The sequence below is a fragment of the Kitasatospora purpeofusca genome (assembly GCF_000718025.1).
GTDB lineage: Bacteria > Actinomycetota > Actinomycetes > Streptomycetales > Streptomycetaceae > Kitasatospora > Kitasatospora purpeofusca.
Map to the genome: position 1 here is coordinate 1 of NZ_JODS01000042.1, position 26,928 is coordinate 26,928.

Below are 26,928 nucleotides of genomic sequence, written 5' to 3' on the forward strand. Positions count from 1 at the left end.
ACGGCCGCATCGTCGACGAACTCACCAACCCCACCGCCGACACCGTCCTGGACCGCATGCGCCGCTTCGACGCCAAGGGCCGCACCAGCTGACGCAGCACGCGCCGCCGCCCGTCCCTTCGCAGACCCCAGGACCCAGGAAACCCCATGTATCGCACCGCACTGCGCAACGTGCTGGCCCACAAGGGCCGACTGCTGATGACGGCGCTGGCCGTCATGCTGGGAACCGCCTTCGTGGCCGGCACCATGGTCTTCTCCGACACCTTCGGCAAGGCCATGCGGGAGAGCAACTCCAAGAGCTACTCCGACGTCTCGGTCCAGATCGTCGACTACTCGGCCGGCGCCACCGCGTCCCTCCGGGACAAGAGCGACAAGAGCGCGGTCACCCTGACCGACGCCACCGTCCAGCAGCTCGCCGCGCTGCCCGGCACCGCCGGCGCCCGCGGCGTGGCCAGCGGCTTCACCGGTGTCGCCGACAAGAAGGGCGAGCTGATCGGCCCGGCCTGGTCGGCCAAGGGCGCCAACTTCGCGCCCGGCCCGGACGGCAAGGACGCCCGCTACCCGATGGTCGAGGGCCAGGGGCCGAAGAACGGCAAGGAGATCGCCCTCGACCGGAAGACCGCCGAGAAGGGCGGCTACAAGGTCGGCGACACCGTCCGGATCGGCTCCAACGGCCCGGTCCTCGAGGCGAAGCTCACCGGCGTCTTCACCACCGACGACCCGAGTGTGAACAGCGGCGGCACGCTCACCCTGTTCGACCGCGCGACCGCCCAGCAGATCCTGCTGGAGCCCGGCCGCTACAGCAGCATCGTGCTCACCGCCAAGCCCGGCACCAGCCAGGACGCCCTGCTCGCCGAGGTGAACCAGAAGATCCGGCCGGAGCAGCAGATCGAGACCCGCACCGGGGCCGAGCTCAAGGCCGAGGAAGAGCGGATGATCGCCGCGGGCACCGACAGCCTGCGCACCATGCTGCTCGCGTTCGCCGGCATCTCGCTGTTCGTCGGCATCTTCATCATCGCCAACACCTTCACCATGCTGGTCGCCCAGCGCACCAAGGAGCTGGCCCTGCTCCGGGCGATCGGCGCCAGCCGCAAGCAGGTGACCCGCTCGGTGCTGATCGAGGCGTTCGCCATCGGCACCGTCGCGGCCTCGGCCGGCCTGGTCGCCGGCCTCGGCATCGGCGCGGGCCTGCAGTCCCTGATCGCCTCGCTGAACGACAGCCTCCCGACCGGCGCACTGGTGGTCAAGCCGCTGACCGTGGTGGTCACCCTGGTGGTCGGCGTCCTGGTGACGGTGCTCTCCGCACTGCTGCCCGCCGTCCGCGCCGCCCGGATCGCCCCCGTCGCCGCGATGAGCAGCGGCGACCAGCCCGCCACCCAGAAGTCCCTGCTGGTCCGGAACGTGCTCGGCTCGCTGGTGGCCGCCGCCGGTATCGCCCTGGTCGCCTTCGGCGCCTCCAAGGGCAACTCGGACGGCCGGATGCCGGTCGCGCTGGGCGCCGTGCTCGCCGTCCTGGGCGTCTTCGTCCTGCTGCCGCTGCTCTCCCGCCCGGTGATCGCGCTGGTCGGACCGGCCCTCGGCAAGCTGTTCGGGATGCCCGGCAAGCTGGCCCGGCAGAACGCGGTGCGCAACCCGCGCCGCACCGCCGCCACCGCCGCCGCGATCACCATCGGCCTCACCCTGGTCAGCGGTCTGACGGTGATCGGCGCCTCGGTCTCCGACACCGTGGACCGGGCCATCACCAGCTCGATGAAGGCCGACTACCTGATCTCCGCGGCGAACGGGATGAGCCTGTCCGACAAGGTCCCCGCCGAGGCCGCGAAGGCCGCCGGGGTGGCCGCCTCCTCGCCGCTGGTGGAGGTCGAGTGGGACCTCAACGGCAAGTCCAACAAGATCACCGGCCTGAACGCGGACAGCCTGGACAAGCTGCTCACGGTGAAGATGAAGAGCGGTTCCACGGCCTCCTTCGGCCAGGGCAAGCTGCTGCTCGGCGACGACCTGGCGAAGAAGCTCGGGGTCGGAACCGGCTCCACCGTCGAGATGGGCTACCCCGGCGACGCCAAGGGCACCCTGACCGTCGGCGGCGTCTACGAGACCAACGACCTGCTCGGCGGGGCCATGCTGGCCAACAGCGAGATCCTCAAGCACGACCCCCAGCCGTCCCTGGACAGCGTCCTGGTCAAGGGCACCGACGGGGAGAGCGAGTCGCTGCGGAAGGCACTCAAGGACTCCACCGGCGCCAACCCGGTGATCGAGGTCAAGTCGCGCCAGGACGTCCGGGACGGCTTCAGCCAGAACATCACCTTCGCGCTGAACATGATGTACGGGCTGCTGGCGATGTCGGTGGTGGTCGCGGTCCTCGGGGTGATCAACACCCTGGCGATGTCGGTCTTCGAGCGCAAGCGCGAGATCGGCATGCTGCGGGCGATCGGCCTGGACCGGCGCGGCATCAAGCGGATGGTCCGGCTGGAGTCCGTGGTGATCTCGGTGTTCGGCGCCGGCATCGGCATCCTGCTCGGCTGCTTCACGGCCTGGGCGATCAACGGCACCCTCAAGTCCGCCCTGCCCAGCATGACCACGGTGCTCCCGTTCGGGCAGCTGCTGCTCTTCCTGGCCCTGGCCGGCCTGGTCGGTGTGGTGGCCGCCTTCTGGCCGGCCCGCCGGGCCGCCGGGCTGGACATCCTGGACAGCATCAAGACCGACTGACGCACTGTGCGAACAGCGAGAAGGCCCCTGCCGGAGGGTTCGGCGGGGGCCTTCCTGCTACTTCTTGTACTCCGCCCGACTCGCACAGCCGGCTGAGCACCACGGAGGTCGTGGTCCGGCAACGCTGCCGGGCGGAGAGCCTCCGACTCATACCCGGTGCTCCCACACCGGGCCGTAGTCGCTACTTGCTGGTGGCCAGCTCCTTGTCGGCGGCCGGCTTCGCGGCCTCGACGGCGGGACGCTTGGTGGGCGCCGTGACCTCCTGGATCGGCTGGTACGGGTTCTCCATCTGGGAGAGGCCGACCATCTCGCGCTTCAGGAAGACGGCGAGGGTCCAGTCGGTGAAGACGCGGACCTTGCGGTTGAAGGTGGGGACCATGGCGCCGTGGTACAGGCGGTGGAACCACCAGGCCGGACGGCCCTTCAGCTTGTACTTGCCGAAGAGGATCGCGACACCCTTGTGCAGGCCGAGGCCGGCGACCGCGCCCAGGTTCTTGTGCTTGTACTCCTGCTGCGGGAAGCCCCGCATGCCGGAGATCACGTTGTCACCGAGGACGGCGGCCTGGCGCACGGCGTGCTGCGCGTTCGGCGGGCACCAGGCGCCCTCGCCCGCGGCGAGGTCCGGCACCTGGGCGTTGTCGCCGGCGGCCCAGACGTAGTCGAAGCCCTGGACCTGGAGGGTCGGCGCGGTGTCGACGTGGCCGCGCGGGCCCAGCGGCAGGCCGAACTGGGCCAGCACCGGGTTCGGCTTCACGCCGGCCGTCCACACGATGGTGGAGGCGTCCGTCTCCATGCCGTTCTTCAGCACGACGTGGCCGTCGACGCAGGAGTCCATCGAGGTCTCGATGTAGACCTCGATGTTGCGCTCTTCGAGCTTCTCCTTGGTCCACAGACCGAGGTCCGGGCCCATCTCCGGGAGGATCCGGTTGGCGGCCTCGACCACGATGAAGCGCATGTCGTCGCGGCTGACCGTCTTGTAGATCTTGGCGGCGTCGCGCGCCATGTCCTCGATCTCGGCGATCGTCTCGACGCCGGCGAAGCCGCCGCCGATGATCACGAAGGTCAGCGCCTTGCGGCGGATGGCCTCGTCCGTGGTGGACTCGGCCTTGTCCAGCTGCGCCATGACGTGGTTGCGGAGGGCGATGGCCTCCTCCACGGTCTTCATGCCGATGCCGTGCTCGGCCAGACCCGGGATCGGGAAGGTGCGGGAGACCGACCCGGTGGCGACGACGAGGTAGTCGAAGGGCAGCTCGTACGAGTCGCCGGCCGAGGGCTGGATGGTCGCGATCTTGCGCTCGTGGTCCACACCGGTGACCGCACCGGTGAGCACCTCCGCGTTCTTCAGCGCGGTGCGCAGGGGCGCGACGAGGTTGCGGGGCGCGACGTTGCCGCCGGCCGCCTCGGGGAGGAAGGGCAGGTACGTCATGTACGACCGCGGGTCCACGACCGTGACGGTCGCTTCGCCGTAGCGCATCTTCTTGAGGATGCGCATCGCGGCATACAGGCCGACGTAACCACCGCCGACAATGAGGATGCGAGGACGCTCCGTGGTGCTCATATCCGAAAGTATCCAGCACCGTTCGGAGCAGCCTTCGTGAGCCCGCTCACAAGCGGACGGACCCCCTCTGCTACACTTCGCGCCCCCGTTTCGACCCCCCGGCCGACACTTCACGGCCATCCCGACCCCCCGGCGGACGGACCCGTGACGACGGCCCCGCTGAGCAGCAACGATCCATGACGGGGCCTGGTTCCCACACGGGATTTCGATTTTCAAACCCCTGGCGGGTCAGAACCTACGATCCAGCGGTTATCACGCCGAGCGAGCCTTCGGTCCCACATATCGGACGGACCGGACCGTCCAGCGCGGCGAACGGGCGGATCCCCATGTGAAGAAATTCACGAACTTTTCCGCACGGCCCCGGGCGCGCCCCGGCCCCGGGACCCGCAAGGGGCCTCCGGGGCCGGAACGGTAAGCCTCGTGCCTGGTCAGCGGGCGATACTCCAGGCGATGCCGTCCAGGATGTCGTGCTCGCTGACGACCACCTCGGCGGCGCCCGTCCGCGCCATGATCTCCAGCAGCTCCAGCGCGCCGGCCGCGATCACGTCCACCCGGCCCGGGTGCATCGACGGGATCGCCGCCCGCTCCGCGTGGGTCGCGCGCAGCAGCCGGTCCGCGATCTCGGCGACCCGCTCGCGGGAGATCCGCGAGTGGTGGATCGCCTCCGAGTCGTACCGCGGCAGGTCCTGGGCGATCGCCGAGATGGTGGTGACCGTCCCGGCCAGGCCGACCAGGGTCGCCGCACCGGTCAGCGGGACGGCCTCCTCGGCACGGTCCAGCTCCGCCCGCACATGCGCCCGCGCCTCGGCGATCTGCTCGTCCGAGGGCAGCTCGGCGCCGCCGAAGTGCCGCTCGGTCAGCCGGACGCAGCCGATGTCGACCGAGCGGGCCGCCTCGACGTCCTCGGCCCCGAGCACGAACTCGGTCGAGCCGCCGCCCAGGTCGAAGACCAGGTACGGGGTGGCGAAGGTGCCGCCGGTGAGCTCCTTGGTGGCGCCCACGAAGGAGAGGTGCGCCTCCTCCTCGCCGCTGACCACCTCGGGCTCGACCCCCAGGGCCGCCCGCACGCCGTCGACGTACTCGGCGCTGTTCTCGGCGTCCCGGGAGGCGCTGGTGGCGACGAAGCGGATCCGCTCCGGGCCGACGCCGAAGCCGGAGATCACCTCGGCGTACTCCCGGCAGGCCGCGAAGGTGCGCTCCAGCGCGTCCGGGTGCAGCCGGCCGGTGCGGTCCACGCCCTGGCCCAGCCGGTTGATGATCATCCGCCGGTCCAGGTCGGTGATCTCCCCGGTCTCCGGATCGAGATCCGCGACCAGCAGCCGGATCGAGTTGGTCCCGCAGTCGATCGCGGCCACCCTGGTTGTACTCATGCCTCGGCCTCCCCTGCCTCGTCCACCCCGTCCGCCTCCTGCGCCGCGCGCTTGGCGGCACGGTCGGCGGTCTTCTGCTCCTTGGCCGCGATCACGGCCTGGTGGTCCTGCTCCTTGGCCCGGTTGCGGAGTACCCGCTCACCGGCCGCCTCGACCTCCGCCGGGGACACGCACGGGCCCTTGGCCCACCAGTCCTCCAGCATCCCGATCGCCTCGTCGCCCAGCGGGTTGACGCCCTCGCCGGCCGCCAGCGAGTGGCCGACCAGCACGTGCAGGCACTTGACCCGGTCCGGCATGCCGCCGGCGCTCGGGAAGCCCTCCAGCACCTCGATGGCGTCCCGGCGGGCGATGTAGTCCTCGTGCGCCTTCTGGTAGGCCGAGGCCAGCTCCGGGTCCTCGGCGAGCCGGGCGCTCTGCTCCTTCATCACGCCGTCCGCCTCCAGGGTGCCGATCAGCGAGGCGGCCTTGGGGCAGGTCAGGTAGTAGAGCGTCGGGAACGGCGTGCCGTCCGGCAGTCGGGGCGCCGTCTCCACGACGTCCGGGTTGCCGCACGGGCAGCGGTGGGCGACGCCGCGCAGACCGCGCGGGACCCGGCCGAGCTGCGCGGCGATGGCCGCGACGTCCTGGTCGGAGACGGAGGGGTGGTTCTCAGTGGTCATGGGAGGGGCTGTCTCCAGCGGGGACGGGGGCGGGTGGTGAGGAAGGGGCGGGCTGCGCCGGGGCAGCGGGGGTCGCGGGGGCAACGGGAGCGGCGGCAGCGGCGTCCACGGAGTCCCAGACACTGGCGTACCAGGGCCGGGCGGCCTTGACCGTCCCGGTCGCCGGGCCCTGCGCGGGCGGCGGCGCGCCCAGCGAGGACTTCGCCGGGTCCTGGGCCGCCGGGTCCACCGCGATGTACGGGGTCTCCCCCGGCATCGCGTAGTGCAGCCGGGTCCTGGCCTGCGCCTTGACGTACTCCGGGTCCTGCCAGCGGGCCTTCTCCCGGCGCAGCTGCTCGACCTGCTGCCGGGCGTGATCGGCCCGGGCGCGCTGCGCCGTGATCTCGGACCGCTGCGAGATGAACTGCCGGGTCGGGTAGGCCAGGATCGCCACCAGTGAGCAGAGCACGAGGACCAGGACGGTCGCCCGGCTCGTGAACCGAGGCCGGGCCGCCAAGCCCGGGATCCTCCAGCCTGCCATCTCCGGTGTCCCCTCCTGGTCGCGACGGTGCCCCGCCGTCCACCCTACGGGGTGAACGGCGGGGCACCGGTCAGGCGTGCGCCACTCGGGCGGCCGGGCGGGTCAGCCCTCGTGCTTGAACCGCGGGAAGGCGCCGCGGCCGGCGTACTCGGCGGCGTCGTCGAGGATCTCCTCGATGCGCAGCAGCTGGTTGTACTTGGCGACGCGCTCGGAGCGGGCCGGGGCACCGGTCTTGATCTGGCCGCAGTTGGTGGCGACGGCCAGGTCGGCGATGGTGACGTCCTCGGTCTCGCCGGAGCGGTGGGACATCATGCAGCGGTAGCCGTTGCGCTGGGCCAGCTCGACGGCGTCCAGGGTCTCGGTCAGCGAACCGATCTGGTTGACCTTCACCAGCAGCGCGTTGGCGGTGCCGGTCTCGATGCCGCGGGCCAGGCGGGCCGGGTTGGTGACGAACAGGTCGTCGCCGACCAGCTGGACCTTGTCGCCCAGCTTCTCGGTCATGGCCTTCCAGCCGTCCCAGTCCGACTCGTCCAGCGGGTCCTCGATCGAGACCAGCGGGTAGGCGGCGACCAGGCCGGCGTAGTACTCGATGAGCTCGGCGGAGGTGAGCCCCTTGCCCTCGAACTGGTAGGCGTCGTCCTCGTAGAACTCGGAGGCGGCGACGTCCAGGGCCAGCGCGATGTCCTTGCCCGGCACGTAGCCGGCCTTCTGGATGGCCTCGACGATGAGGTCGAGGGCCTCGCGGTTGGAGTCCAGGTTCGGGGCGAAGCCGCCCTCGTCGCCCAGACCGGTGGAGAGGCCGCGCTCCTTCAGCACGCCCTTGAGCGTGTGGTAGACCTCGACGCCCCAGCGGACGGCCTCGGAGAAGGACTCCGCGCCGATCGGAGCGATCATGAACTCCTGGATGTCGACGTTGGAGTCCGCGTGCGAGCCACCGTTGAGGATGTTCATCATCGGGACCGGCAGGACGTGCGCGTTCGGGCCGCCCAGGTAGCGGAACAGCGGCAGGTCGCTGGCCTCGGAGGCGGCGTGCGCGACGGCCAGCGAGACGCCCAGGATGGCGTTGGCGCCGAGCGAGGACTTGTCCGGGGTGGCGTCCAGGTCGAGCATGGCCTGGTCGATCAGGCGCTGCTCGGTGGCGTCGTAGCCGACCAGCTCCGGGCCGATCTGCTCGATGACGGCCAGGACGGCCTTCTCCACGCCCTTGCCGAAGTAGCGGTTCTTGTCGCCGTCGCGGAGCTCCAGGGCCTCGAAGGCACCGGTGGAGGCACCCGACGGGACAGCGGCACGGCCGGTGCTGCCGTCGTCGAGGCCGACCTCGACCTCGACCGTGGGGTTGCCGCGCGAGTCGAGAATCTCACGGGCTACGACGACATCGATGGACGGCACGAGGCATCTCCTAGCGGAAGCAGGTACCGGCTGACAGTGGGGTGCCGTCGACCGGACGATTGCGGAGTCGTTACGACCAGAGCCTAACCGCACCGGCTGTCCGGGCCACGTCGACCTCGGCTCCGTCTCAGCGTGTGGCTGTGCTACCCACCGGTAGTTCACCTGGTTGCCCGGCCTCGGACGCCCCGGGGCGGACGAAGGGGGCGGACCGGGCCGGAGCGGTCACGCCGCCCTGCCCGCCGGTCCGGTGACGGACAGGCGGGCAGTGGGCGGTGAACCGGTCGGCGGTGGGCGCCGGGCGCCGGGCGCTGAGCACCGGGTGCCGGGCGCCGGGCGCCGGGACGTGCGGGAGGGTCAGCCGAGGGCGAGGACCTGGCCGGGGACGATCAGGTCCGGGTCGCCGCCGACGGTGCCGCGGTTGCCGTCGTAGAGGGCCTGCCAGCCGCCCTGGACACCCTGCGCGGTCGCGATCCCGGCGAGCGTGTCGCCGGAGCGGACGGTGTAGCCCGGGCCGGCCTGCGCCTGCTGGGTCTGCTGGGTCTGCTGGACCTGCGGGGCCTGCCGCGCCTGCTGCGGCGCGGGAGCGGTGCCCTGACCCGCGTACTGCTGGTACACGCCCTGGTGGCTGGTCCAGTACCAGGCACCGTTGTTCTGGTACCAGAACACCTTGGCGTCGGCGTCCCAGCCGGCCCGGCCGGAGAACGACGGCGCCTGCGACTGGGTCTGCTGCTGCGCCTGCTGCTGGACCTGCGGAGCCGGCTGGGCGTGCTTCGGCGCGTACTGCGGGGCCTGCTGCGTCTGCGGGGCCGACTGGGCCTGCTGGGCCTGCGACTTGGGGGCGGCGTGCTTCGGCGCGGCCTTCGGGGCCTGCTGCTCGATCTGCGCCTGCGGTGCCTGCGGCTTCGGGGCGGCCGGGGCGGCCGGGGCTGCGTCCGCCGAGGCGTCGACCGCCGCCGGGGCACCGCCCTTGCTCAGACCGGCCTTCTTGGAGCAGACCGGCCAGGCGCCCGGACCCTGCGAGGCCAGCACCTTCTCGGCGACGGTGATCTGCGCCGCCTTCGAGGCCTGGTTGGCCTGCGGCGCGTAGGACGTGCCGCCGAACGCCTTCCAGGTGCTGGAGGTGAACTGCAGGCCCCCGTAGAAGCCGTTGCCGGTGTTGATGCTCCAGTTGCCCCCGCTCTCGCACTGGGCGACCGCGTCCCAGGTCGAGGCCGGGGCGGCCGAGGCGCCGGTGGCGGTGAGGATCGGCATCGCCAGTCCGACACCGGCGACACCGGCGACGGCGATGGCCTTCTCGGTCTGGGTGCGGCGACGGTGACGGCCGGTTCCGACGAACAGCATGAAGAAGTCCCTCTCCGCACGCCTGCGAGGTGAGCTGTCGGGTTCGGACCGGGAGGTGGCCCGGCCGCGCGGAGGCGGCTTCACCCCAAGCCGTGGGAGACGGCGCAAGACCTGGTTCCCCCGCCCCTGCCCAGGGTTCTGGTCGGTTTCCGGTGACGCGGCGGGCAGGACTCGGCGTTCCGCGCACGGGACCCGCTTCCGCGGGCTCCCCGGAGAGTAGACAGATCTTCAGAGCAATCACAAGCTCATATCGCCGCTATCACACGGAAATCACGTCACGTGATGGATTGCCTACCAACCGAAGAGGTATGTCCGGATTGATGGAGGTTCACACCCGACGAAGTCGCGCTGGGGAGACTGCGCGTCAGCGTGTCGTGAGTCCCCCTCAGTGAACTGCCGAGGGGTCGGCGGAGGTTGCCCCCGATGTCGATTCCGGCGTGAATTCCACCGGAAGTTCACGAAGTCCCCGCATGATCAGACCACCGCGCCAGCGCAGTTCCTCCGGGTCCGCGGCGAGCCGGAGGTCCGGCAGCCGGGACAGCAGGGTGGTCAGCGCGGCCCGCCCCTCCAGACGCGCCAGCGGGGCGCCGATGCAGTAGTGGATGCCGTGCCCGAAGCCCAGGTGCGGGTTGTCCGCCCGGGCCAGGTCGAGGGTGTTCTCGTCCGCGAACCGCGCCGGGTCCCGGTCCGCCGCCGCCAGCACCACCAGCACCGGGTCGCCGACCGGGATCTCCACCCCGCCGATGGTCAGCGGACTCGTCGCGAACCGCCAGGTGGCCAGCTCCACCGGGCCGTCGTAGCGGAGGAGTTCCTCGATGCCGGTCTCCAGCAGCGCGCTCTCGCCGCGCCCGATCGACTCCTGGAGCAGGGCCCGCTGACCCGGGTTGCGCAGCAGCGCGTAGACGCCGTTGCCGATCAGGTTCACCGTCGTCTCGAAGCCCGCGAAGAGCAGGATGAAGGCCATCGCCGCGGCCTCGTTCTCGGTGAGGTGCTCACCGTGGTCGCTGGCCCGGATCAGCCCCGAGATCAGATCGTCCCCGGGGTCCGCGCGCTTGCGGTGGATCAGCTCCGCGAGGTAGGCCCGCATCCGCTTCACCGCCCGCCCCACACCGCCGCGTTGGCCGCCGCCGTGCCGGATCATCATCCCGGCCCAGTCCCGGAAGTCGTCCTGGTCCTCGGCCGGCACCCCGAGCAGGTCGCAGATCGCGTAGATGGGGAGCGGGAAGGCGAACTCGTGGATGAGGTCGGCCGATCCGCGCGCCGCGAAGCCGTCGATCAGCCGGTCCGTGAGCTGCTGCACCCGGGGCTCGAAGGCGGCCACCCGGCGCGGGGTGAAGGCCTTCGACACCAGGCGGCGCAGCCGGGTGTGGTCCGGCGGGTCGATGTTCAGCAGGTGCGTCATCAGGTCGGCCTGGCGCTCGCCCGGGATGCCGACCCGGCCGGTGCGGTGGGCCTGCTCGCTGTGGTGCGCCGGGTTCTTGGAGAGCCGGCTGTCCGCGAGCGCCTGGCGGGCGTCGGCGTACCGGGTGACCAGCCAGGCCTCCACACCGCTGGGCAGGGTGGTCCGGTGCACCGGCTCGTGCTCGCGCAGCCACGCGTACGCCGGGTAGGGGTCGGCGGCGAACTCCCAGGTGAACAGGGGCGGGCGGGCGGAGGCGGGCTGAGCTGGCATGGGTCGACGGTATCCCGGGCGCGTCACCGGCACCGCACCGTGGGCGGCGCGGTCCCGCTGCCGTTCGCGACGCTGTTCCTGCCGCCGTTCGTGCCGCTGTTCGCGCCGCCGTTGCTGCCGCTGTTCCCGCCCCGCCGGTCGTTCCGGTGATCGTTCCGGTGATGGTGGGCCGGAGCAGGCGTGAGCCTGGTCACCTGAGGGGTAATTCCTGTTGCGGAGGATCAGGTCGTGCCTACGATCCTCCGCAAGATGTCCGTGGGCGCCGGTGCGGAGCCGCCCACAGGGAGGAGCAGGGCCATGCGGGTCACCGGTGCGGTCATCGTGATCGCGGTACTCGACGGCGGGTCGGGGGCGGGCCTCGCCCGCCGCTTCACCGCGGCGGGAGCCGCCGGGATGCTGATCGCCGACCAGCGGAGCGGGGTCGCCGAGGACCTCGCCACCGAACTCGACCGGCCGGGCTGCCCGGTCGTCGGGGTGTGCGGCGACGTCCGCCGCCCCAGCGATGTCGCCGCACTGGTCGACACCGCCGAGAAGCACCTCGGCCCGATCGACCTGTTCTGCGTGGCCGGACCGGACGGCGAGCGGATCGTCTCCCTCTCCGACCTGCCCGCCCACCTCGACCTGGAGCGGCTCGCCGAACTCGTCGCGCTGGTCGGCGAGGCGATCGGTGAGGTCGTTCCGCCGCAGCGCCGTCCGGTGGCGGACGTCGCCGCGGCCTGAGGACCGGGGCGGTCGGGGGGCTGCTTCGGCCGGCTCGGGGCTGCCCGGTCGCTCGGTTGCCCGGGCTGCCCGGTCAGTCGGGCGGCCGGGTCAGTCTGGCAGCCGGGTCACTCGGCGGGCTTCAGGCCCTCGGCTGCGCGCACCGTGTCGCGGTACCCCCGCGCCGCCGCCCGCAGCGCGGCGTCCACGTCGAGCCCGGCATCGTGCGCGCGCTGCGCCACCGCGAGCAGCAGCCGGCCCGCGGACTCCGCCGTGAGCTCGGCCGGCAGCTCGTACGGCTCGTCCGGCACGCCCGCGAACCCGGACCGGCGCACCCGCGACACCAGCTTCGCCGCGTACGCCAGCGAGGGCAGCCCGGCCGGGACGCCGTCCAGCACCGACTCGCGGTCCGACTTCTCGGCCGCCTTCAGCGTCTCCCAGTTGGCCTCCACCTCGGCCGCGCCGTCCGCCTCGGTGTCCCCGAACACGTGCGGGTGCCGGTACATCAGCTTCTCGACGATGTCGCCCGCCACATCGTCGATCGAGAACGCCCCGGTGGGGTGCTCCTCGGCGATCCGGGAGTGGAAGAAGACCTGGAGCAGCACGTCGCCGAGCTCCTCGCGGAGGCTGTCGCGGTCGCCCTCCTCGATCGCCTCGACCAGCTCGAAGGCCTCCTCGACCAGGTACTTCACCAGGCTGGCGTGGGTCTGCTCGGCGTCCCACGGGCAGCCGCCGGGCGAGCGGAGGCGGTCCATCACGGACACCAGGTCCAGCAGCCGGGAGCCCGGCAGGTCGTACGAGCCCGGCAGCACCTCGATCTCCGGCACCTCGCCGGCGTGCTCGACCGCGAGCCGGGCCAGCGCGTCGGTCAGCCCCGGGTCGCCGTCCGGGCCGCCCAGCCAGACCGTCGACCCGTTCCCGTTCCCGTTCCCGTTTCCGGCGGCGCCGTCCGCCGGGGCACCGGTCAGCAGCCGGGCCAGCGCGGGGGCGGAGCCCGGCGCCACGACCTCCACCTCGACACCCGCCTGCCGCAGGGCCGGCAGCTGCGGGTGACCGGCGTCGCCGGCCAGTACCCGCCCGGCCGAGCGCAGGGCCTCCCAGGCCGGCCAGGACAGCAGGCCGGGGGCCACCCGGTGGGTCGTGATGAGGAGGATCAGCTTCGCGCCCGGAGGATTCGTCGTCACCCCTCGAACCTACCCGTCCGCCCGACGGCCCCGCCGCCGGGTTTCCGCGCGGCCGGCGCGGGTCGGGGCACCCCTTGCTGCCGTACTCCCGTCGGGCCGCGCGGCGGCCTCAGCCAGTGGGCCGGGAGCGGCCGGCCGGGGCGAGGGCGGCGCGGTCCGGGTCCCAGGTGCCGTAGCGGGGGTTCACCCGCAGGTGGAACGCGGTGGCCGTGGCGGCGAGGATCCGGCGGACGGCGGCGTCGCCCGCCGGGGTGTCGGCGTCCGCCCCGGCGGCCGCGGCGAGTCGGCGGATCCCCAGCTCGCGGCCGAGGCGGTCGTCGATCGCCTCGGCCGGAACACCCTGCTCCGCCAGGGCCCGGGCCAGCCGCCCGGCGCCGCCGAGGCGCCGTTCCTCCTCCGCCCGGGCGGCCGCCACCTCGGCCTCCGCGACCGCCGGGCCCCGGTCCGCGACCGCGCGGGCCACCACCGCGTCGAGCACCAGCTCGGTGACCGCCCGCCGGGCCGGGCCCTCCGTCTCCCACCGCGCGTCCGCCGACACCCCGCCCGGGGCGTGCCGCAGCGCCGCCACCCTGGCCTCCACCGCGTCCACCGGGATCCGTCGTCCGTCCAGCACCGCCGCCGTGCCCGGAGTCAGCCCGCCCCCGCCGCACCCGGCCAGCCCGGGGACGGCGAACAGGACGGCGACGACGGTCGTCGTGGTCGTGACGGTCCTGGGGGTCCTCGCGGTGCTGGCGGTGCTGGGGGTGCTGGCGGTGCTGGGGCTCCTGGGGGTCCGGCGACGGTGCATGGCGGGTCTCCGGGTGCGGGCGCTTGCGGGGCGGCGGGGCAGGCGACGGGTGCGGGCGGCGCGGATCCCCCGAGCGTAGGGCGGGGTGCCCGGGGCGCTGCGGACCGTCCCCCGAACGGCCCAGCCGGGCCGGGCGCCGACACGGCACCGGGCTCGCGTCAACCCTGACGATCGTCAAGGTCGGACCCTGTCTTTCGGGTCGGGTCGGGAGCCACCTCCGACTCCTACCGTCCGTGTCATGACGAACACGATCAGGAACAGGACAGTCCTCGCGGTGGCGCTCCTCGGCACCGGCGCCGGTGCGGTCGGGTGGCTTGCTCCGGCCGGCGGTGGTGCAGCCGGGGCGGGCCCGCCGGCCCATGGGTGGTCGTCGGTCGGCTACCGCCGGGTCGCCGAGGCCGTCGCCGAAGCCCCGCCCCGCCTCGCCGCCCTGCTGGAGCCCGCCACCGAGGCCGGCCTGCTGGTGCTGGGCCTGCTGCTGGCGCTGGTCTGGTGGACGGCACGCGGGCGGCGGGCCGCCGACACCGTCGCGGGCGTGGTGCTGACCGGCCTCGGCACGGTGCTCGCGTACGGGGCGAGCGAGGCGTTGAAGCTGGTGCTCGACGAGGAGCGCCCCTGCCGGGCCCTGGCCGGACTTCCGGCCGCCGCACGCGCCGACTGCCCGCCGCCGGGCGACTGGTCGTTCCCCAGCAACCACGCCACCCTCGCCGTCGCCATGGCCACCGGCCTGGTGCTGCTACGACCGCGCTGGGCGTGGCTGGTCGTCCCGGCCGGCCTCGGTACGGCCGCCCTCCGGGTGGCCGCAGGCGTGCACTACCCGCACGACGTGGCCGCCGGGGCTGCGCTGGGCGGGGCGGTCACGGCGGCTGTGGTGGTGGCGCTGCTGCCCTCGGCGACGGCTGCGGTCGGCGCGGCGGGCCGGGTTCGGCTGCTCGGTCCATTGCTGCTGGCTCCCCCGGCCGCTGCCCGCACCTCGGCCCCTGTTCCGGTTCCGGGCCCGGTTCCGGTTTCAGCCGGCCGGGCCCGCCACCAGGCCGGCCTCGTGGGCGAGGACGGCGGCGGCCGCCCGGTTGGCCACTCCCAGCCGGGCCAGGACGGAGCTGACGTGCGCCTTCACCGTGCCTTCCACCACACCGATCCGGCGGGCGATCTGACCGTTGGACAGTCCGGCGGCGACCAGCGTCAGCACATCCCGCTCACGGGCGGTCAGTCCGGCCACCTGCCGCTGGGCCGCGGCCCGGCGGTCGGCCGGACCGCCGGACCGGGTGGCGGCGAGGTGGGCCACCACCCGGGCGGCCACCTTGGGTGACAGATAGGCCGCCCCGTCGGCCACCGCACGCACCCCGGCGATCAGCTCCTCCGGCTCGCCGGACTTGATCAGGAATCCGTTGGCGCCCCCGCTCAGGGCGCGCAGGATGTAGTCGTCCTCACCGAAGGTGGTCAGCATGACGATCCCAGGAGCCGCTCCGGTCCTGGTGGTGACGCCCACCCGCCGGATCTCGGCGGCGGCGGTGATGCCGTCCGTGCCCGGCATCCGGATGTCCAGCACCGCGACGTCCGGCCGGTGGCGGCGGAGCAGCTCGACCGCCTCCCGCCCGTCCCCGGTCTCCGCGACGATCTCGATCCCCGGATCGGTGGTGAGCACCGCGCGCACCCCGGCCCTGACCATCGGTTCGTCGTCCGCGATCAGCACCCTGATCCGCGTCGGGGCTCCGTGTTCCGGTTCCCCGTCGCTCATCGGGCGCTCACTGGACCAGGGCGTCCAGGGAGATCAGCACGCCGTCCCGGAAGCAGAGCCGGTACGCGTCCCCCGAGCGGTCGTTGTTGAACGCCTCGGCCGTCATCGCGTAGTACTCGCACGTCACTCCCTCTCCACCGGGTGGCGGGTTGCCCACGGACGGATGGTACGGAAACTGATGTTCCGGCAGAAATCGCTGCACGGTGGACCGGTCCTGGCCGACCCGCAGTTCGGCGTAGTCGGCAGGATCGAGCACGGACCGCCCGGCGGTGTGGATCGTCCAGCCCCGCAGCACGGCGGTCAGCAGCACCGCGACGGAGAGCGGCACCAGGACGATCGCGACCACCATGCGGCCCACCCGGCGGCGGGCCAGGCGCAGTTCACGGGTCGGCGACACCGCGACCGGCGTCGCCGGAGCCACGGTCGGGGCACCCGTCCGCGGCAGATGGGCGCTCACCTCGAAGCCGGCGCCGTCGGCCCGGGGCCCGTAGCGGAAGGTGCCACCCGCCAGCCGTACCCGCTCGGCCAACCCGAGCAGACCGTGACCGCCCGTTCCCGTGACGCCGGTTCCCGCCCCGGCTCGGGCCGGCGGCTCGCCCGCCGATCGGGGACCGTCGAGCACCCGGACGCGGGCACCGTCCGTCGTGTAGGCCACCAGCACCGTGACCGACGCCCCCGGGGCGTGCTTGGCAGCGTTGGTCAGCGCCTCCTGAACCACCCGGTACACGGCGTGCTCGGCCGCCCTCGGCAGCCCGTCCGGCCGGCCGTCGACGGTCAGCCGGACGTCCAGCCCCGCCGCGGCCGCCTCCGCCACCAGTTGCGGGACGCCCGCGTCGACCGGGCCCCGGCCTGTGTGGGGGTCCGTGTCGTCCCGCAGGATGCCGATCACCTCGCCGAGGCGTTCGACGGCGGCGGCCGCACCCGCCCGGATCTCCTGCGCCGCCTCGCGGTGCGACGGGGCCAGGTCGGGCGCCAGCTTGAGCGCACCGGCCCGCAGGGCGATCAGGCTCAGGTCGTGGCCCAGCGCGTCGTGCATGTCCTGCGCGATCCGGGCGCGTTCGCGCAGCCGCGCCCGCTCGGCCACCAACCGCTGCTCGTGCTCGGCCCGTTCGGCCCGCTCCCACCCGGCCCGCACCAGTTCCTGCGACTGCCGCCAGAACCGGCCCACCATCCACGGGGCCATTCCGGCGCAGACCAGGACGGAGACGACCGACGTCGCCTGCACCGCCAGGTCCGGGGCGACCACCGTCACCAGGGCCCCGGCCGTGACCAGCGCCGCGAGCAGGGCGACCGCCTCCCGCACCCGCTCCATCCGCACCCCGGCCGCGAACGCCGCCCCGATGCCCGGCACCGTCCACCAGAGGGACACCGCGCTCAGCCCGAACGCCCCGGCCGCCAGTGCCAGCAGCCCCCGGTCCCACCACGTTCTCGTCCACATCCGCCCGACCCTACGGACCTCACCGGTGCTGCGGATCTGTCGAAAGTCATGCCCGTCAGGCGGGCACAGGTCAGGCGCGCAAGGTCAGGCGGGCACAGGTCAGGCGCGCGGGGGCCAGGGGGTGGCGTTGGTGCGGTGCGGTTGGAGGGTGTCGAGGGTCTGCCGCAGGCGGCGGACCGCCGGGTGGTGCGGGCCGTCGCGGCGTTCGCGGTCGAAGAGCAGTTGGAGCAGCCACGACCAGGCCGCCTCCGTCTCGCCGAGCGAGGCCAGCAGCACACCGACCCGTTCCCGGAGGTCGAGCAGCCGCTCGGGTTCGGTCTCCGGCCACACCGCGAGCAGGGCCTGGTACTCGGTGAGCGCCTCCGCGCCCCGGCCCAGCTGTTCGAGGCACTCGGCCACCCGGTGGCGCGGTTCGAGCGCCCGTCGGCCGTGCGGACCGCCCTCGGCGGTGGCGGCGAGCGCCCGGTACTCGGCCAGGGCCTCGTGGTGGCGCCGCTCCTGGAGGAGGGTGCGGGCGTAGATGGTCCGGACGGTGCGGACCATCCCCGCGCCGTCGCCGAGTTCGGACCGACCGCGGGCCAGCAGCCGGGCGGCGAGGTCGAGCACCTCGGGGCGCCGGCCGGCGTCGACCAGGTCGGAGAGCCGGGCGCAGGCCGCCGCGAAGTCCTCCTCCGCCGGGACGGGCGGGGCGGATGCGGGTGCGGGTGCGGGTGCGGGCCGCGGGCCCTGCGGCACTGCCGGGGCGGGCGGGTTCGGCACGGCCGCGAGCAGGAACGGCGGCGGTTCGACCCGGGGCGGCGCCGCCGGGGCGACGCCCTCCGGACGCGGCTGCGGCTGGAGCGGGTAGCGGTAGGGCCGGGCCGGGTCCGGCAGCGGTCCGAACCGGGGCTGCGGCACCGAGACGGCGGCGGGCAGCAGCGGCAGCAGCCGCCCGTACACCTCCTGGGCGTCGGCCGGCCGGTCCCCCGGGCGCTTGGCGAGCAGGTCGAGCACGAGCCGCTCCAGCGTGGCGGGCACCTCGGGCCGCAGGTCGCGCAGCGGCACCGGCGGGTCGTCGACGTGCCGCCGCAGCAGCCCCAGCGCGGTGGGTGCCCGGAACGGCCCTTCGCCGGTCAGCATCTCGTGCAGCAGGCAGCCGAGCGCGTACAGGTCGCTGCGCGGGTCGACGGCGGCGGACAGCGCCTGCTCCGGCGCCATGTACGACGGGCTGCCGATCGGGACGCCGGTCAGGGTGAGCCGGGTGGCCTCGGGGTCGAGCGCGGTGGCGATGCCGAGGTCCAGCAGGACGGTCCGGCCGTCCTCCCGGACCATCACGTTGCTGGGCTTGAGGTCGCGGTGGACCACCCGCACCGCGTGGACGGCGGCCAGCGCGGCGCAGAGCTGGGCGGCCACGGCGACCGCGCGCTCGACCGGGAACGGCGCGTCCTCGGCGATGAGGTCGGCCAGGCTGACACCGGGGACGCGCTGCATCACCAGATACAGCTCGCCGCCCTCCTCGCCGGCGTCGAAGACGGTGACCAGACCCGGGTGGTCCAGGGCGGCGGTGGTGCGGCACTCGCGGAGGAAGCGGCGGCGCAGGTCGTCGCCGTGCCGGAGCCGGTCGGCGGTGGTCGGGTCGGTGCCGCCGGTGGCGGCGAGGAGGAGGTCGGTGCGCAGCAGCTTGACGGCGACCGGGCGGGCGAGCCGCTCGTCGTGGCCGGCCCAGACCTGGCCCATGCCGCCGTGGCCGATCTTCTCGGTGAGGTGGTAGCGGCCGCCGATCACCCGGGCGAGGGTCACGGGCGGTCCTCGCGGGCCTGACGGCGCAGCAGTTCGCCGAGCTCGCGCAGTTCGTCGGAGGTGGCGGGACCGGCGCCGGAGTCACCCTGGCCCACGGCCCGGGTCGGCGGGTGGGACTGGTACGGGGGCTGGGCGGCCTGCCCGGGCTGCCCGGCCTGCGGGTAGGGACCCGGGGCGGGTGCCGGGTACGGGGCCGGGGCCGGGGTCCCGTACGGCTGGGCCGCACCGTAGGTCGGGGCGGGGGTGTACGGCTGCGGCGTCCCGTACGGCTGGGCGGAGGGGTAGGGCTGGGCGGCGCCGTACGGCTGGGCGGACGGGTAGCCGTACCCGGCCGGCTGCGGGTGCCCGCCTACCCCGGCCGGAGCGGCCGGGCGGCCCGCCGACCAGACCGCCTGGCGGTCCATCAGCAGGAAGTGCACCGGCGGGGTGAACCACATCAGCACCATCGTCGTGGTGCCGACCGCGTCGGCGACCGGCGCCTCGCCCTTTCCGAAGCTGCCGGCCACCCCGATGCAGATGAAGAAGGTGAGGAAGAGCCCGGCGTACACCACCGCGCCCAGGATGTCGTACGCCCGGCGGCGGCGGACGGCCAGCAGCAGCGACGGCACCATGCCGAGCAGGCCGACGCTCAGCAGCGGCGCGAGGACCACCAGGACCCGGCCGGGCACGCCGTACGGGCCGGCCGGCCGACCGGGGCCCGCGGGCCGGGCGACCAGGGTCCGGCCGTAGGGCGGGGGCGTGGCGCCGGGTATGCCACCGGCGGGCGCGCCACCGGGCGGTGGGCCGAACTGCCCGGGGTACTGCCCTGACATGCGCGCTCCTGAGCGGTGAGGACGACGGCCGTCCGGATCACGGAACCGGTTCCGCACACCGTACCGCCAGCACCGGTCGGGCCGGAGTCCTTCCGTCGTGCCCGCACCGCTCCGGCGGCACCGGGGCGGAGCGGGAAGTCGGCCGGTCCGACGTCCGGAGCCGGTCGGCGACGGGCGCAGGCAGGCTCCGGGGGCCGCCGGGGACCGATCGTCAGGGACCGTCAGGGGGCGGGCGGGGGCTCGGCGGTGCCGGCGGCGAGGGCGTCGGTGGCGGCCTGGGCGAGGGCGTGGCCGAGGGCGGCGGCCTGTTGCAGCGTCGCGTCGAAGGCGGCGAGCCGGGCGAAGGCCGCGCCGAGGCGGCGCTGTTCGGCGATCGGCAGTCGCGGCAGCTCGACCCGGCGGATGTCCAGCCGGGTGGTCGTCGAGGCGTGGCTGGCGGCCCGGCGGGCGGCGGCCGTGGAACGCAGGTGGCCGGCCAGGAAGTCCGGGTCGAGGGCGGCCGGGTCGGGGCGGAGCAGGTGCAGCTGGCGACCGAGGGCGGCGCCGGCGGGCGGGCCGTCCGGGCCGACCACCCGGGCGACGCCGCCGCCGAGGGCGGGGACGAGCACGTCGCCGGGCCGGGTCAGCGGAGTGCCTTCGGCGGCGGCCCGGTCGAGGACGGCGCCGGGCGCGAGGCCGGTGACCAGGTCCTGGTCCGTCAGGACGGGGGTGCCGGACGGATCGGTGCCGACGGGCCGGGTCGGGGCGCCGGCCCCGGAGGAGTGCACCTCCAGGAGTCCGGAGCGGACCAGCTCCCCCAGGGTGACGACCGGGCCTCCGCCCCCGGCCCCGCCCCCACCCGCGCCCGGCGCCGGGTCGGCCGCCGGGCCGGGCAGCAGCGTGCCGGGGTCGGCGAGCCCGTCCAGCAGTTCGGTCAGCCGGCCGCCGAGGTGGGAGAGTCCGGCGGCGCCGCCGGCCGGGGCGGCCGGCGGGACGTGCCGGGCGGGCGAGAGGTCGGTCTCGTCGTCGAGCAGGTCGATCGCCGCCACGGTCCGGTAGCGGCCGGGCCGGTCCTCGGGGAGCGGGAGGCCCTCGCGGGCGGCGAGGTCGAAGGCGCGCCAGGCGTCCAGGACGGTGCGGCGCAGCTCGGGCCAGCGGACCTTGTCGCGGCCGCCCTCGGCGAGTTCGGCGGAGCCGGGCGAGGTGGCGGCGGCGTCCAGCATGAGCACCTGGCGGAAGTCGTCGCCGGGGCGGGGCGCGCGCAGCACCCAGAGGTGGAGCGGCACCCCGTAGGGGGGCGCGGCGCCGGCCGGGAGGGCGACGACGGCCCGCAGCGCCCCGGAGCGCAGCAGTTCGGCGCGGACCCGGCGGCCGGCCCGGCGGGCGGCGACGGTCGGCGGGAGCAGCAGGGTGGTGAGCCCGCCAGGACGGGTGTGGGCGAGGCAGTGCAGCACCCAGGCGAGTTCGGACTCGCCGCGCGGCGGGACGAGTCCGCCGGGCCAGCGCCGGTCGAACTGCAGCTCGTCGTGGCCCCAGTCCCGCTCGTTGTAGGGCGGCTGGCAGAGCACCGCGTCGAAGGTGTGCCCGGTGTAGGCGTCGGTGCGCAGGGCGTCGCCGGGGCGGAGGTCGACCGGGAGCGGGGCGGGGTCGGCGGCGGGCGCGTGCAGGGCGAGCCTGAGCCGGGCGAGCGCGGCGGTGACCGGGTCGGTGTCCTGGCCGTAGCGGTCGGTGGTGGACGGCAGGGCGAGCAGCAGGGCGCCGAGGCCGGTGGCGGGGTCGAACACAGTGGCGGGGACGCCGGCCACGGCGGCGAGCAGTTCGGCGGCCTCCGGCGGGGTGGGGCTGAGCTGGCGGGTGTTGGCCTCGGCGTACCGGGTGAGGAGCTGTTCGTAGGCGGCGGCCGGGCCGGCCTCGTCGGCCAGCCGGGCCAGCAGCCGGGCGAGGTCGAGCTCGGTGGAGCCGAACAGGCCGGGCCGCCCGGGGCCGGCGGTCCCGTCCGAGCCGTCGGCCCCGATCCCGGCCGCGATCCCGCCCCCGACACCGGCCCCACCACCGGCCCCACCACCGGTGACGGCATCGGGGCCGAACACGGTGCGGGCGGTGTCGGCGAGGGCGCGCGGCAGGGCGGTGGCGAGCCTGGTGTCCGGCTGCTCGGCGAGGGCGGCCCAGCGGTCCGGTTCGCGGTGCTGCAGCAGCAGGACGGCGCCGGCCCGGACCAGCGGGGCGGCCGGATGGCCGGCCGGGTCGCGCAGGGTCTCGACGAGCCGCCAGACCCGTTCCAGCAGCGGCAGTTCGGCGATCTTGCCCTGGGACCGGAGCCAGGCCTCCACCTCGGCGAGCGCGAAGGCCGGGCTGCTGTCGGTGCCGCCGACGGGGCGCGGGAAGTCGGGGTGGCGGCGGCGCCAGTTGCTGACGGCGGCGCGGCCCACCCCGGCGAGGCGGGCGATCTCGACCGCGGTCACCTCGAGACGGTCCGGCATGGGGGCTCCTTCGTCGGCGACGGCACTGGTGTGGCCACACAGCATAGTCAGCAGCGCCGTTCCGACGGTTCACACGTGAACGGAGACGTTTCATGAAAGGCCGTTGACATCGTTCACAGCAGATGATGTGATCTGTCCTGTCGACAGCACGTCAGATCGACACCGCACAGGACGAGAAGCGCCGGTCCGTACCCGGCAACACGACAGGAGACCCCGATGTCCGCGACCACCCGCCGCACCGCCGCCCTGCTGCTGGGCGCCACGCTCGTCACCCTCACCGCGACGGCCTGCAACTCGACCGGCGGCCCGTCCGTCTCCACCGAGGCCAAGCAGACCGCCGCCGCCACCTCCGCCCCGGCGGCCGGCGCCCCGGCCAAGCCGGCCGACAGCAAGCCGGCCGACAGCAAGCCCGCCGAGAGCAAGCCGGCGGAGAGCAAGCCCGCCGAGGCGGCCAAGGCCCCGGCGAAGGTCGGCGACACCATCGCCCTCAAGAGCACCCTGGAGAAGGGCAACACCGCCGACGTGACCGCGCTGAAGGTGGTCGACCCGGCCCAGAGCACCAACGAGTACCTGACCGCGGCGGACGGCAAGCACTACGTCGCCGTGCAGTTCCAGATCAAGCCGACCGGCGCCAAGGCCTACAGCGAGGCCCCGTGGAGCGCCGCCAAGGTGATCGACGACCAGGGCCAGGCGTACGGCCCGACGCTCGCCGACACCAAGGCCGGCCCGTCCTTCCAGACCCCGACCAACATCGCCTCCGGCGAGACGGGCAAGGGCTTCGTCGTCTTCGAGGTGCCCAACGGCACCAAGCTCGACAAGGTCCAGTTCTCCCTGGACAACGGCTTCGCCGACCAGGTCGGCCAGTGGAAGCTCGGCTGACCGGTGGCGGCACCCCCGCCACCGCTCCCGCCACCGAACACAGAACCAAGAACGCGAACGCCCGCAGCAACACGAACGGCGGCCTCGGGCAGCACCGCCCGAGACCGCCGTACCCGGCGAGGACCCGTCAGGGGCCCTCGACCTCGACCGGATCCGCTACTTCTTCGCCCCCGCCAGGTCGTCGAACATCGACGACAGGAACTCCCTGGACCAGGCCAGCAGCTCCCGCCCGACCAGCGGCTTGCCGCCGATCCGCCCGGTGGACGGCCGCGGCACCAGCAGCTGGTTGGTCGCCGCCTTCACCTGGCTGCGCGGGTAGAGCCGGTTCAGCCGCAGCTGCTGCGACTCCCTCAGCTCGACCGGGCCGAAGCGCACATTGGCGCCCTGCAGCGTGATGTCCGCGATGCCGCACCGCCGTGCGTACAGCCGCAGCGCCGCGACCATGAGCAGGTTCTCCACCGGCTCGGGCAGCTTGCCGTACCGGTCGGCCAGCTCGTCCCGGACCTGGGTGATGTCCTCCTCCGAGTTGACCGCCGCGATCGAGCGGTAGGCCTGGAGCCGCAGCCGCTCCCCCGGCGCGTAGTCGTGCGGCACATGGGCGTCGACCGGCAGTTCGATCTTCACCTCCAGCGGCTCCTCCTCCGGCTCGCCGCCGCCCGACAGCGACTCCCGGAACTCGGCCACCGCCTCGCCGACCATCCGCATGTAGAGGTCGAAGCCGACGCCCGCGATGTGCCCGGACTGCTCGCCGCCGAGCAGGTTGCCCGCGCCGCGGATCTCCAGGTCCTTCATCGCGACGTACATGCCGGCGCCCATCTCGGTGTGCTGGGCGATGGTGGCCAGCCGCTCGTGCGCAGTCTCGGTCAGCGGCTTCTCCGGCGGGTACAGCATGTACGCGTACCCGCGCTCCCGGCCCCGGCCCACCCGGCCGCGCAGCTGGTGCAGCTGGGAGAGGCCGAAGGTGTCGCCGCGCTCGACGATCAGGGTGTTGGCGTTGGAGATGTCGATGCCGGACTCGACGATCGTGGTCGACACCAGGACGTCGAACTCCTTCTCCCAGAAGTCGACGACCACCTTCTCCAGCTGGGTCTCGCCCATCTGCCCGTGCGCGGTGGCGATCCGCGCCTCCGGCACCAGGTCCTTCAGCCGGGCGGCCGCCTTGTCGATCGACTCGACCCGGTTGTGGATGTAGAACACCTGGCCCTCGCGCAGGAGTTCACGCCGGATCGCGGCCGAGATCTGCTTCTCGTCGTAGGGGCCGACGAAGGTCAGCACCGGGTGCCGCTCCTCCGGCGGGGTGGTGATGGTGGACATCTCCCGGATCCCGGTGACCGCCATCTCCAGGGTGCGCGGGATCGGGGTCGCGGACATGGTGAGCACGTCGACGTTGGCCCGCAGCTTCTTCAGCTGCTCCTTGTGCTCGACACCGAAGCGCTGCTCCTCGTCGACGATGACCAGGCCGAGGTCCTTGAAGCGGGTCTCCGAGGAGAACAGCCGGTGGGTGCCGATGACGACGTCCACCGAGCCCTCGAACAGCCCCTCCAGCACGGCCTTGGCCTCGCTGTCGCTCTGGAACCTGGACAGCGCCTTCACGGTCACCGGGAAGTTGGCGTACCGCTCGGCGAAGGTGGAGAAGTGCTGCTGCACCAGCAGCGTGGTCGGCACCAGCACCGCGACCTGCTTGCCGTCCTGCACCGCCTTGAAGGCCGCCCGGACCGCGATCTCGGTCTTGCCGTAGCCGACGTCGCCGCAGATCAGCCGGTCCATCGGGACCGACTTCTCCATGTCCGCCTTGACCTCGGCGATGGTGGTCAGCTGGTCGGGCGTCTCCGCGTAGGGGAAGGCGTCCTCCAGCTCGCGCTGCCACGGGGTGTCCGGGCCGAAGGTGTGGCCGGGGGCCGCCATCCGGGCCGAGTACAGCTTGATCAGGTCGGCGGCGATCTCCTTGACCGCCTTCTTGGCCCGCTGCTTGGTCTTCGCCCAGTCCGCGCCGCCGAGCCGGTGCAGCGTCGGGGCCTCGCCGCCGACGTACTTGGTGACCTGGTCGAGCTGGTCGGTCGGCACGAACAACCGGTCGCCGGGGTGGCCCCGCTTGGCCGGCGCGTACTCCAGCACCAGGTACTCGCGGGTGGCGCCCTGCACGGTGCGCTGCACCATCTCCACGTACCGGCCGACGCCGTGCGCCTCGTGCACCACGTAGTCGCCGGGCACCAGCGCCAGCGGGTCGATCGCGTTGCGGCGCCGGGACGGCATCCGCCGCATGTCCTTGGTGGAGGACCGCTGGCCGGACAGGTCGGTCTCGGTGATCACGGTCAGCTTGAGCGTCTCGTCGACGAAGCCGTGCTCGATCGAGCCGCAGGAGACGTGCACGACGTCCCGGGTGGGGGCCTCGGACAGGTCGGCGACCAGCCGGGCCGCGATGCCCTCGTTGCCGAGCACCTCGGCGAGCCGGGAGGCCGGTCCGTGGCCCTCGGTCACCATGACCACCCGCCAGTCGGCGGCCAGCCGCTCCTTGGCGTCGGCGATCGCCCGGGCGGTGTCGCCCCGGTACGCCTCGACCGCGTGCATGCCGAGGGTCAGGGTGTTGGTGTCGAACTCCAGCAGCCCGCTCACCGAGGCGTCGCTGGTCGCGAACGGGCTGACCGACCACCACGGCAGGCCGATCTCGGCGGCGTGCTCGCGCACCTCGGCGAGCGAGCGCAGCGAGGCGGCCGAGACGTCGATGGTCTCCAGGTCGATCGGCCGGTCGCCCCCGGAGGCCGCGGCCACCCAGGAGGCGTGCAGGAACTCCTGGCTGGTCGCCACCAGGTCGGTGGCACGGGTGCGGACCCGCTCGGGGTCGCAGACCACCGCGACCGAGCCCAGCGGAAGCACGTCGACCAGCAGTTCCATGTCGTCGACCAGGACGGGCGCCAGCGACTCCATGCCCTCGACCGCGATGCCCTCGGCGATCCTGTCCAGGATCTCGGCCAGGCCGGGGTGCTCGGCGGACAGCTCGGCGGCCCGCACCCGCACCTCGTCGGTCAGCAGCAGCTCGCGACAGGGCGGCGCCCACAGACCGTGCTCGGCGATCTCCAGGGACCGCTGGTCGGCCACCTTGAAGTACCGGATCTCCTCGACCTCGTCGCCCCAGAACTCCACCCGCAGCGGGTGCTCCTCGGTCGGCGGGAAGACGTCCAGGATGCCGCCGCGCACCGCGAACTCGCCGCGCTTCTCGACGAGTTCGACCCGGGAGTAGGCGGCCGCGGCGAGCCGACGGGCGACCTGCTCCAGATCGTGCGACTCGCCCCGCTGGACGGCCACCGGCTCCAGTTCGGCCAGCCCCTTCACCTGCGGCTGGAGCACCGAGCGGACCGGCGCGACGATCACCTGCACCGGCCCGGCCGCCGGGTCGTCGACCCGCGGGTGGACGATCCGGCGCAGCACCGCGAGCCGGCGGCCGACCGTGTCCGAGCGCGGCGAGAGCCGCTCGTGCGGCAGCGTCTCCCAGGCCGGGAACTCGGCGACGGCGTCCGGCGGCAGCAGCGAGCGGAGCGAGGCGGCGAGGTCCTCGGCCTCCCGGCCGGTGGCGGTGACGGCCAGCACCGGACGGCCCCGTTCCCCGGCCGCCTGCCCGGCGAGCGCGCGGGCCAGCGCGGCGATCGCGAACGGCCTGGCGGCGGGCGGTCCGACCAGGTCTAGGTGGCGGCGGCCCCCGGCCGCCGCACCGGTGGCGGTGGCGGCCTCGATCGCCTCGGCGAGGGCCGCGTCCCGCGCGACGACATCGAGCAGTCCGGTCAGGCTCATCTGGAGTCTCTTCTTCGTCCCGAGGAAGGTGCTGCCCAGGGGCCCTGGGCCCGCTGGGGCAACGCGAACGGCCCGGCACGCCGTGCGGCCGGGGGTGTCCAGCCTACGCCGCGAGGCTGACGCGCACGCGGCACACGGCCGGGGGCGGAGCGG

Annotated in this window: 17 protein-coding genes, 3 pseudogenes and 1 riboswitch; of the genes and pseudogenes, 5 read left to right on the top strand and 15 right to left on the bottom strand. The window is 73.9% G+C overall.

The genetic code is table 11. The features are described 5' to 3' along the window. Both IF01_RS47160 and IF01_RS0136890 read left to right on the top strand, forming a co-directional pair. Window positions 1-92, top strand: a pseudogene (locus IF01_RS47160) (ABC transporter ATP-binding protein); the annotation flags it as partial. Between the two features lie 54 nt (window positions 93-146). Continuing rightward, window positions 147-2,705: an ABC transporter permease gene (locus IF01_RS0136890; RefSeq protein WP_030398002.1), complete on the top strand. Its 2,559-nt coding sequence runs from the start codon at window positions 147-149 to the stop codon at window positions 2,703-2,705. A gap of 181 nt (window positions 2,706-2,886) precedes the next feature. Here IF01_RS0136890 and IF01_RS0136895 read toward each other — a convergent pair whose 3' ends face one another. From IF01_RS0136895 to IF01_RS0136925, 7 genes and pseudogenes are all read right to left on the bottom strand, one after another. Further along, a complete protein-coding gene (locus IF01_RS0136895) occupies window positions 2,887-4,263 on the bottom strand; it encodes an NAD(P)/FAD-dependent oxidoreductase (protein WP_030398003.1) in 1,377 nt (458 codons plus the stop codon). 428 nt (window positions 4,264-4,691) lie between these two features. Beyond that, window positions 4,692-5,633 (bottom strand): Ppx/GppA phosphatase family protein, encoded by a 942-nt coding sequence (locus IF01_RS0136900; RefSeq protein ID WP_030398004.1) that lies wholly within the window; start codon window positions 5,631-5,633, stop codon window positions 4,692-4,694. 137 nt (window positions 5,634-5,770) lie between these two features. Then, window positions 5,771-6,310 (bottom strand): annotated as a pseudogene (locus tag IF01_RS42915) (DUF501 domain-containing protein); the annotation flags it as partial. Next, complete coding sequence (locus tag IF01_RS0136910) at window positions 6,282-6,788, bottom strand: FtsB family cell division protein (protein ID WP_244215748.1); 507 nt, start codon at window positions 6,786-6,788, stop codon at window positions 6,282-6,284. The gene IF01_RS0136910 and the pseudogene IF01_RS42915, both read right to left, overlap by 29 nt. 126 nt (window positions 6,789-6,914) lie before the next feature. Continuing rightward, a complete protein-coding gene (gene eno / locus IF01_RS0136915; protein ID WP_030398007.1) occupies window positions 6,915-8,201 on the bottom strand; it encodes a phosphopyruvate hydratase in 1,287 nt (428 codons plus the stop codon). Window positions 8,202-8,555: 354 nt separating this feature from the next. Further along, window positions 8,556-9,542 carry a LysM peptidoglycan-binding domain-containing protein gene (locus tag IF01_RS51250; protein WP_030398008.1) on the bottom strand — a complete coding sequence of 329 codons (987 nt, stop codon included), beginning with the start codon at window positions 9,540-9,542 and terminating at the stop codon, window positions 8,556-8,558. A 5-nt stretch (window positions 9,543-9,547) separates the two neighbouring features. Continuing rightward, window positions 9,548-9,696: riboswitch (cyclic di-AMP (ydaO/yuaA leader) on the bottom strand. Window positions 9,697-9,927: 231 nt separating this feature from the next. Beyond that, the gene (locus tag IF01_RS0136925; RefSeq protein WP_030398009.1) at window positions 9,928-11,214 is read right to left on the bottom strand and encodes a cytochrome P450 family protein; all 1,287 of its coding nucleotides are present in this window, start codon (window positions 11,212-11,214) and stop codon (window positions 9,928-9,930) included. Window positions 11,215-11,511: 297 nt separating this feature from the next. Between IF01_RS0136925 and IF01_RS0136935 the strand changes: the two genes are divergently transcribed. Further along, entirely contained in the window at window positions 11,512-11,934 is a 423-nt protein-coding gene (locus tag IF01_RS0136935) for an SDR family NAD(P)-dependent oxidoreductase (protein ID WP_030398010.1), read from the top strand. A gap of 107 nt (window positions 11,935-12,041) precedes the next feature. Here IF01_RS0136935 and IF01_RS0136945 read toward each other — a convergent pair whose 3' ends face one another. Both IF01_RS0136945 and IF01_RS0136950 read right to left on the bottom strand, forming a co-directional pair. Beyond that, window positions 12,042-13,097: a nucleoside triphosphate pyrophosphohydrolase gene (locus IF01_RS0136945; RefSeq protein ID WP_030398011.1), complete on the bottom strand. Its 1,056-nt coding sequence runs from the start codon at window positions 13,095-13,097 to the stop codon at window positions 12,042-12,044. Between the two features lie 109 nt (window positions 13,098-13,206). Then, window positions 13,207-13,884 carry a hypothetical protein gene (locus IF01_RS0136950; protein ID WP_051756923.1) on the bottom strand — a complete coding sequence of 226 codons (678 nt, stop codon included), beginning with the start codon at window positions 13,882-13,884 and terminating at the stop codon, window positions 13,207-13,209. Between the two features lie 238 nt (window positions 13,885-14,122). On the opposite strand from IF01_RS0136950, the pseudogene IF01_RS51840 reads away from it, so the two are divergent. Beyond that, window positions 14,123-14,806, top strand: a pseudogene (locus tag IF01_RS51840) (phosphatase PAP2 family protein); the annotation flags it as partial. Between the two features lie 87 nt (window positions 14,807-14,893). On the opposite strand, the gene IF01_RS0136965 reads toward IF01_RS51840, so the two are convergent. From IF01_RS0136965 to IF01_RS0136985, 5 genes are all read right to left on the bottom strand, one after another. Then, entirely contained in the window at window positions 14,894-15,622 is a 729-nt protein-coding gene (locus IF01_RS0136965; RefSeq protein WP_051741256.1) for a response regulator, read from the bottom strand. 7 nt (window positions 15,623-15,629) lie between these two features. Further along, window positions 15,630-17,060: a sensor histidine kinase gene (locus IF01_RS0136970; protein WP_051756926.1), complete on the bottom strand. Its 1,431-nt coding sequence runs from the start codon at window positions 17,058-17,060 to the stop codon at window positions 15,630-15,632. Window positions 17,061-17,159: 99 nt separating this feature from the next. Then, a complete protein-coding gene (locus IF01_RS0136975; protein WP_279617291.1) occupies window positions 17,160-18,839 on the bottom strand; it encodes a protein kinase domain-containing protein in 1,680 nt (559 codons plus the stop codon). Continuing rightward, window positions 18,836-19,651 carry a hypothetical protein gene (locus tag IF01_RS0136980; protein WP_030398017.1) on the bottom strand — a complete coding sequence of 272 codons (816 nt, stop codon included), beginning with the start codon at window positions 19,649-19,651 and terminating at the stop codon, window positions 18,836-18,838. Before IF01_RS0136980 ends, IF01_RS0136975 begins: the two co-directional genes overlap by 4 nt. 221 nt (window positions 19,652-19,872) lie before the next feature. Further along, entirely contained in the window at window positions 19,873-22,110 is a 2,238-nt protein-coding gene (locus IF01_RS0136985; protein ID WP_244215749.1) for an N-6 DNA methylase, read from the bottom strand. A 216-nt stretch (window positions 22,111-22,326) separates the two neighbouring features. On the opposite strand from IF01_RS0136985, the gene IF01_RS0136990 reads away from it, so the two are divergent. Continuing rightward, window positions 22,327-22,989, top strand: a complete 663-nt coding sequence (locus tag IF01_RS0136990; RefSeq protein ID WP_051756928.1) for a DUF4352 domain-containing protein — start codon at window positions 22,327-22,329, stop codon at window positions 22,987-22,989. 156 nt (window positions 22,990-23,145) lie between these two features. Here IF01_RS0136990 and mfd read toward each other — a convergent pair whose 3' ends face one another. After that, window positions 23,146-26,775, bottom strand: coding sequence for a transcription-repair coupling factor (mfd, locus tag IF01_RS0136995; RefSeq protein ID WP_030398020.1), 3,630 nt, complete (start codon window positions 26,773-26,775; stop codon window positions 23,146-23,148). Between the last annotated feature and the right edge of the window lie 153 nt (window positions 26,776-26,928).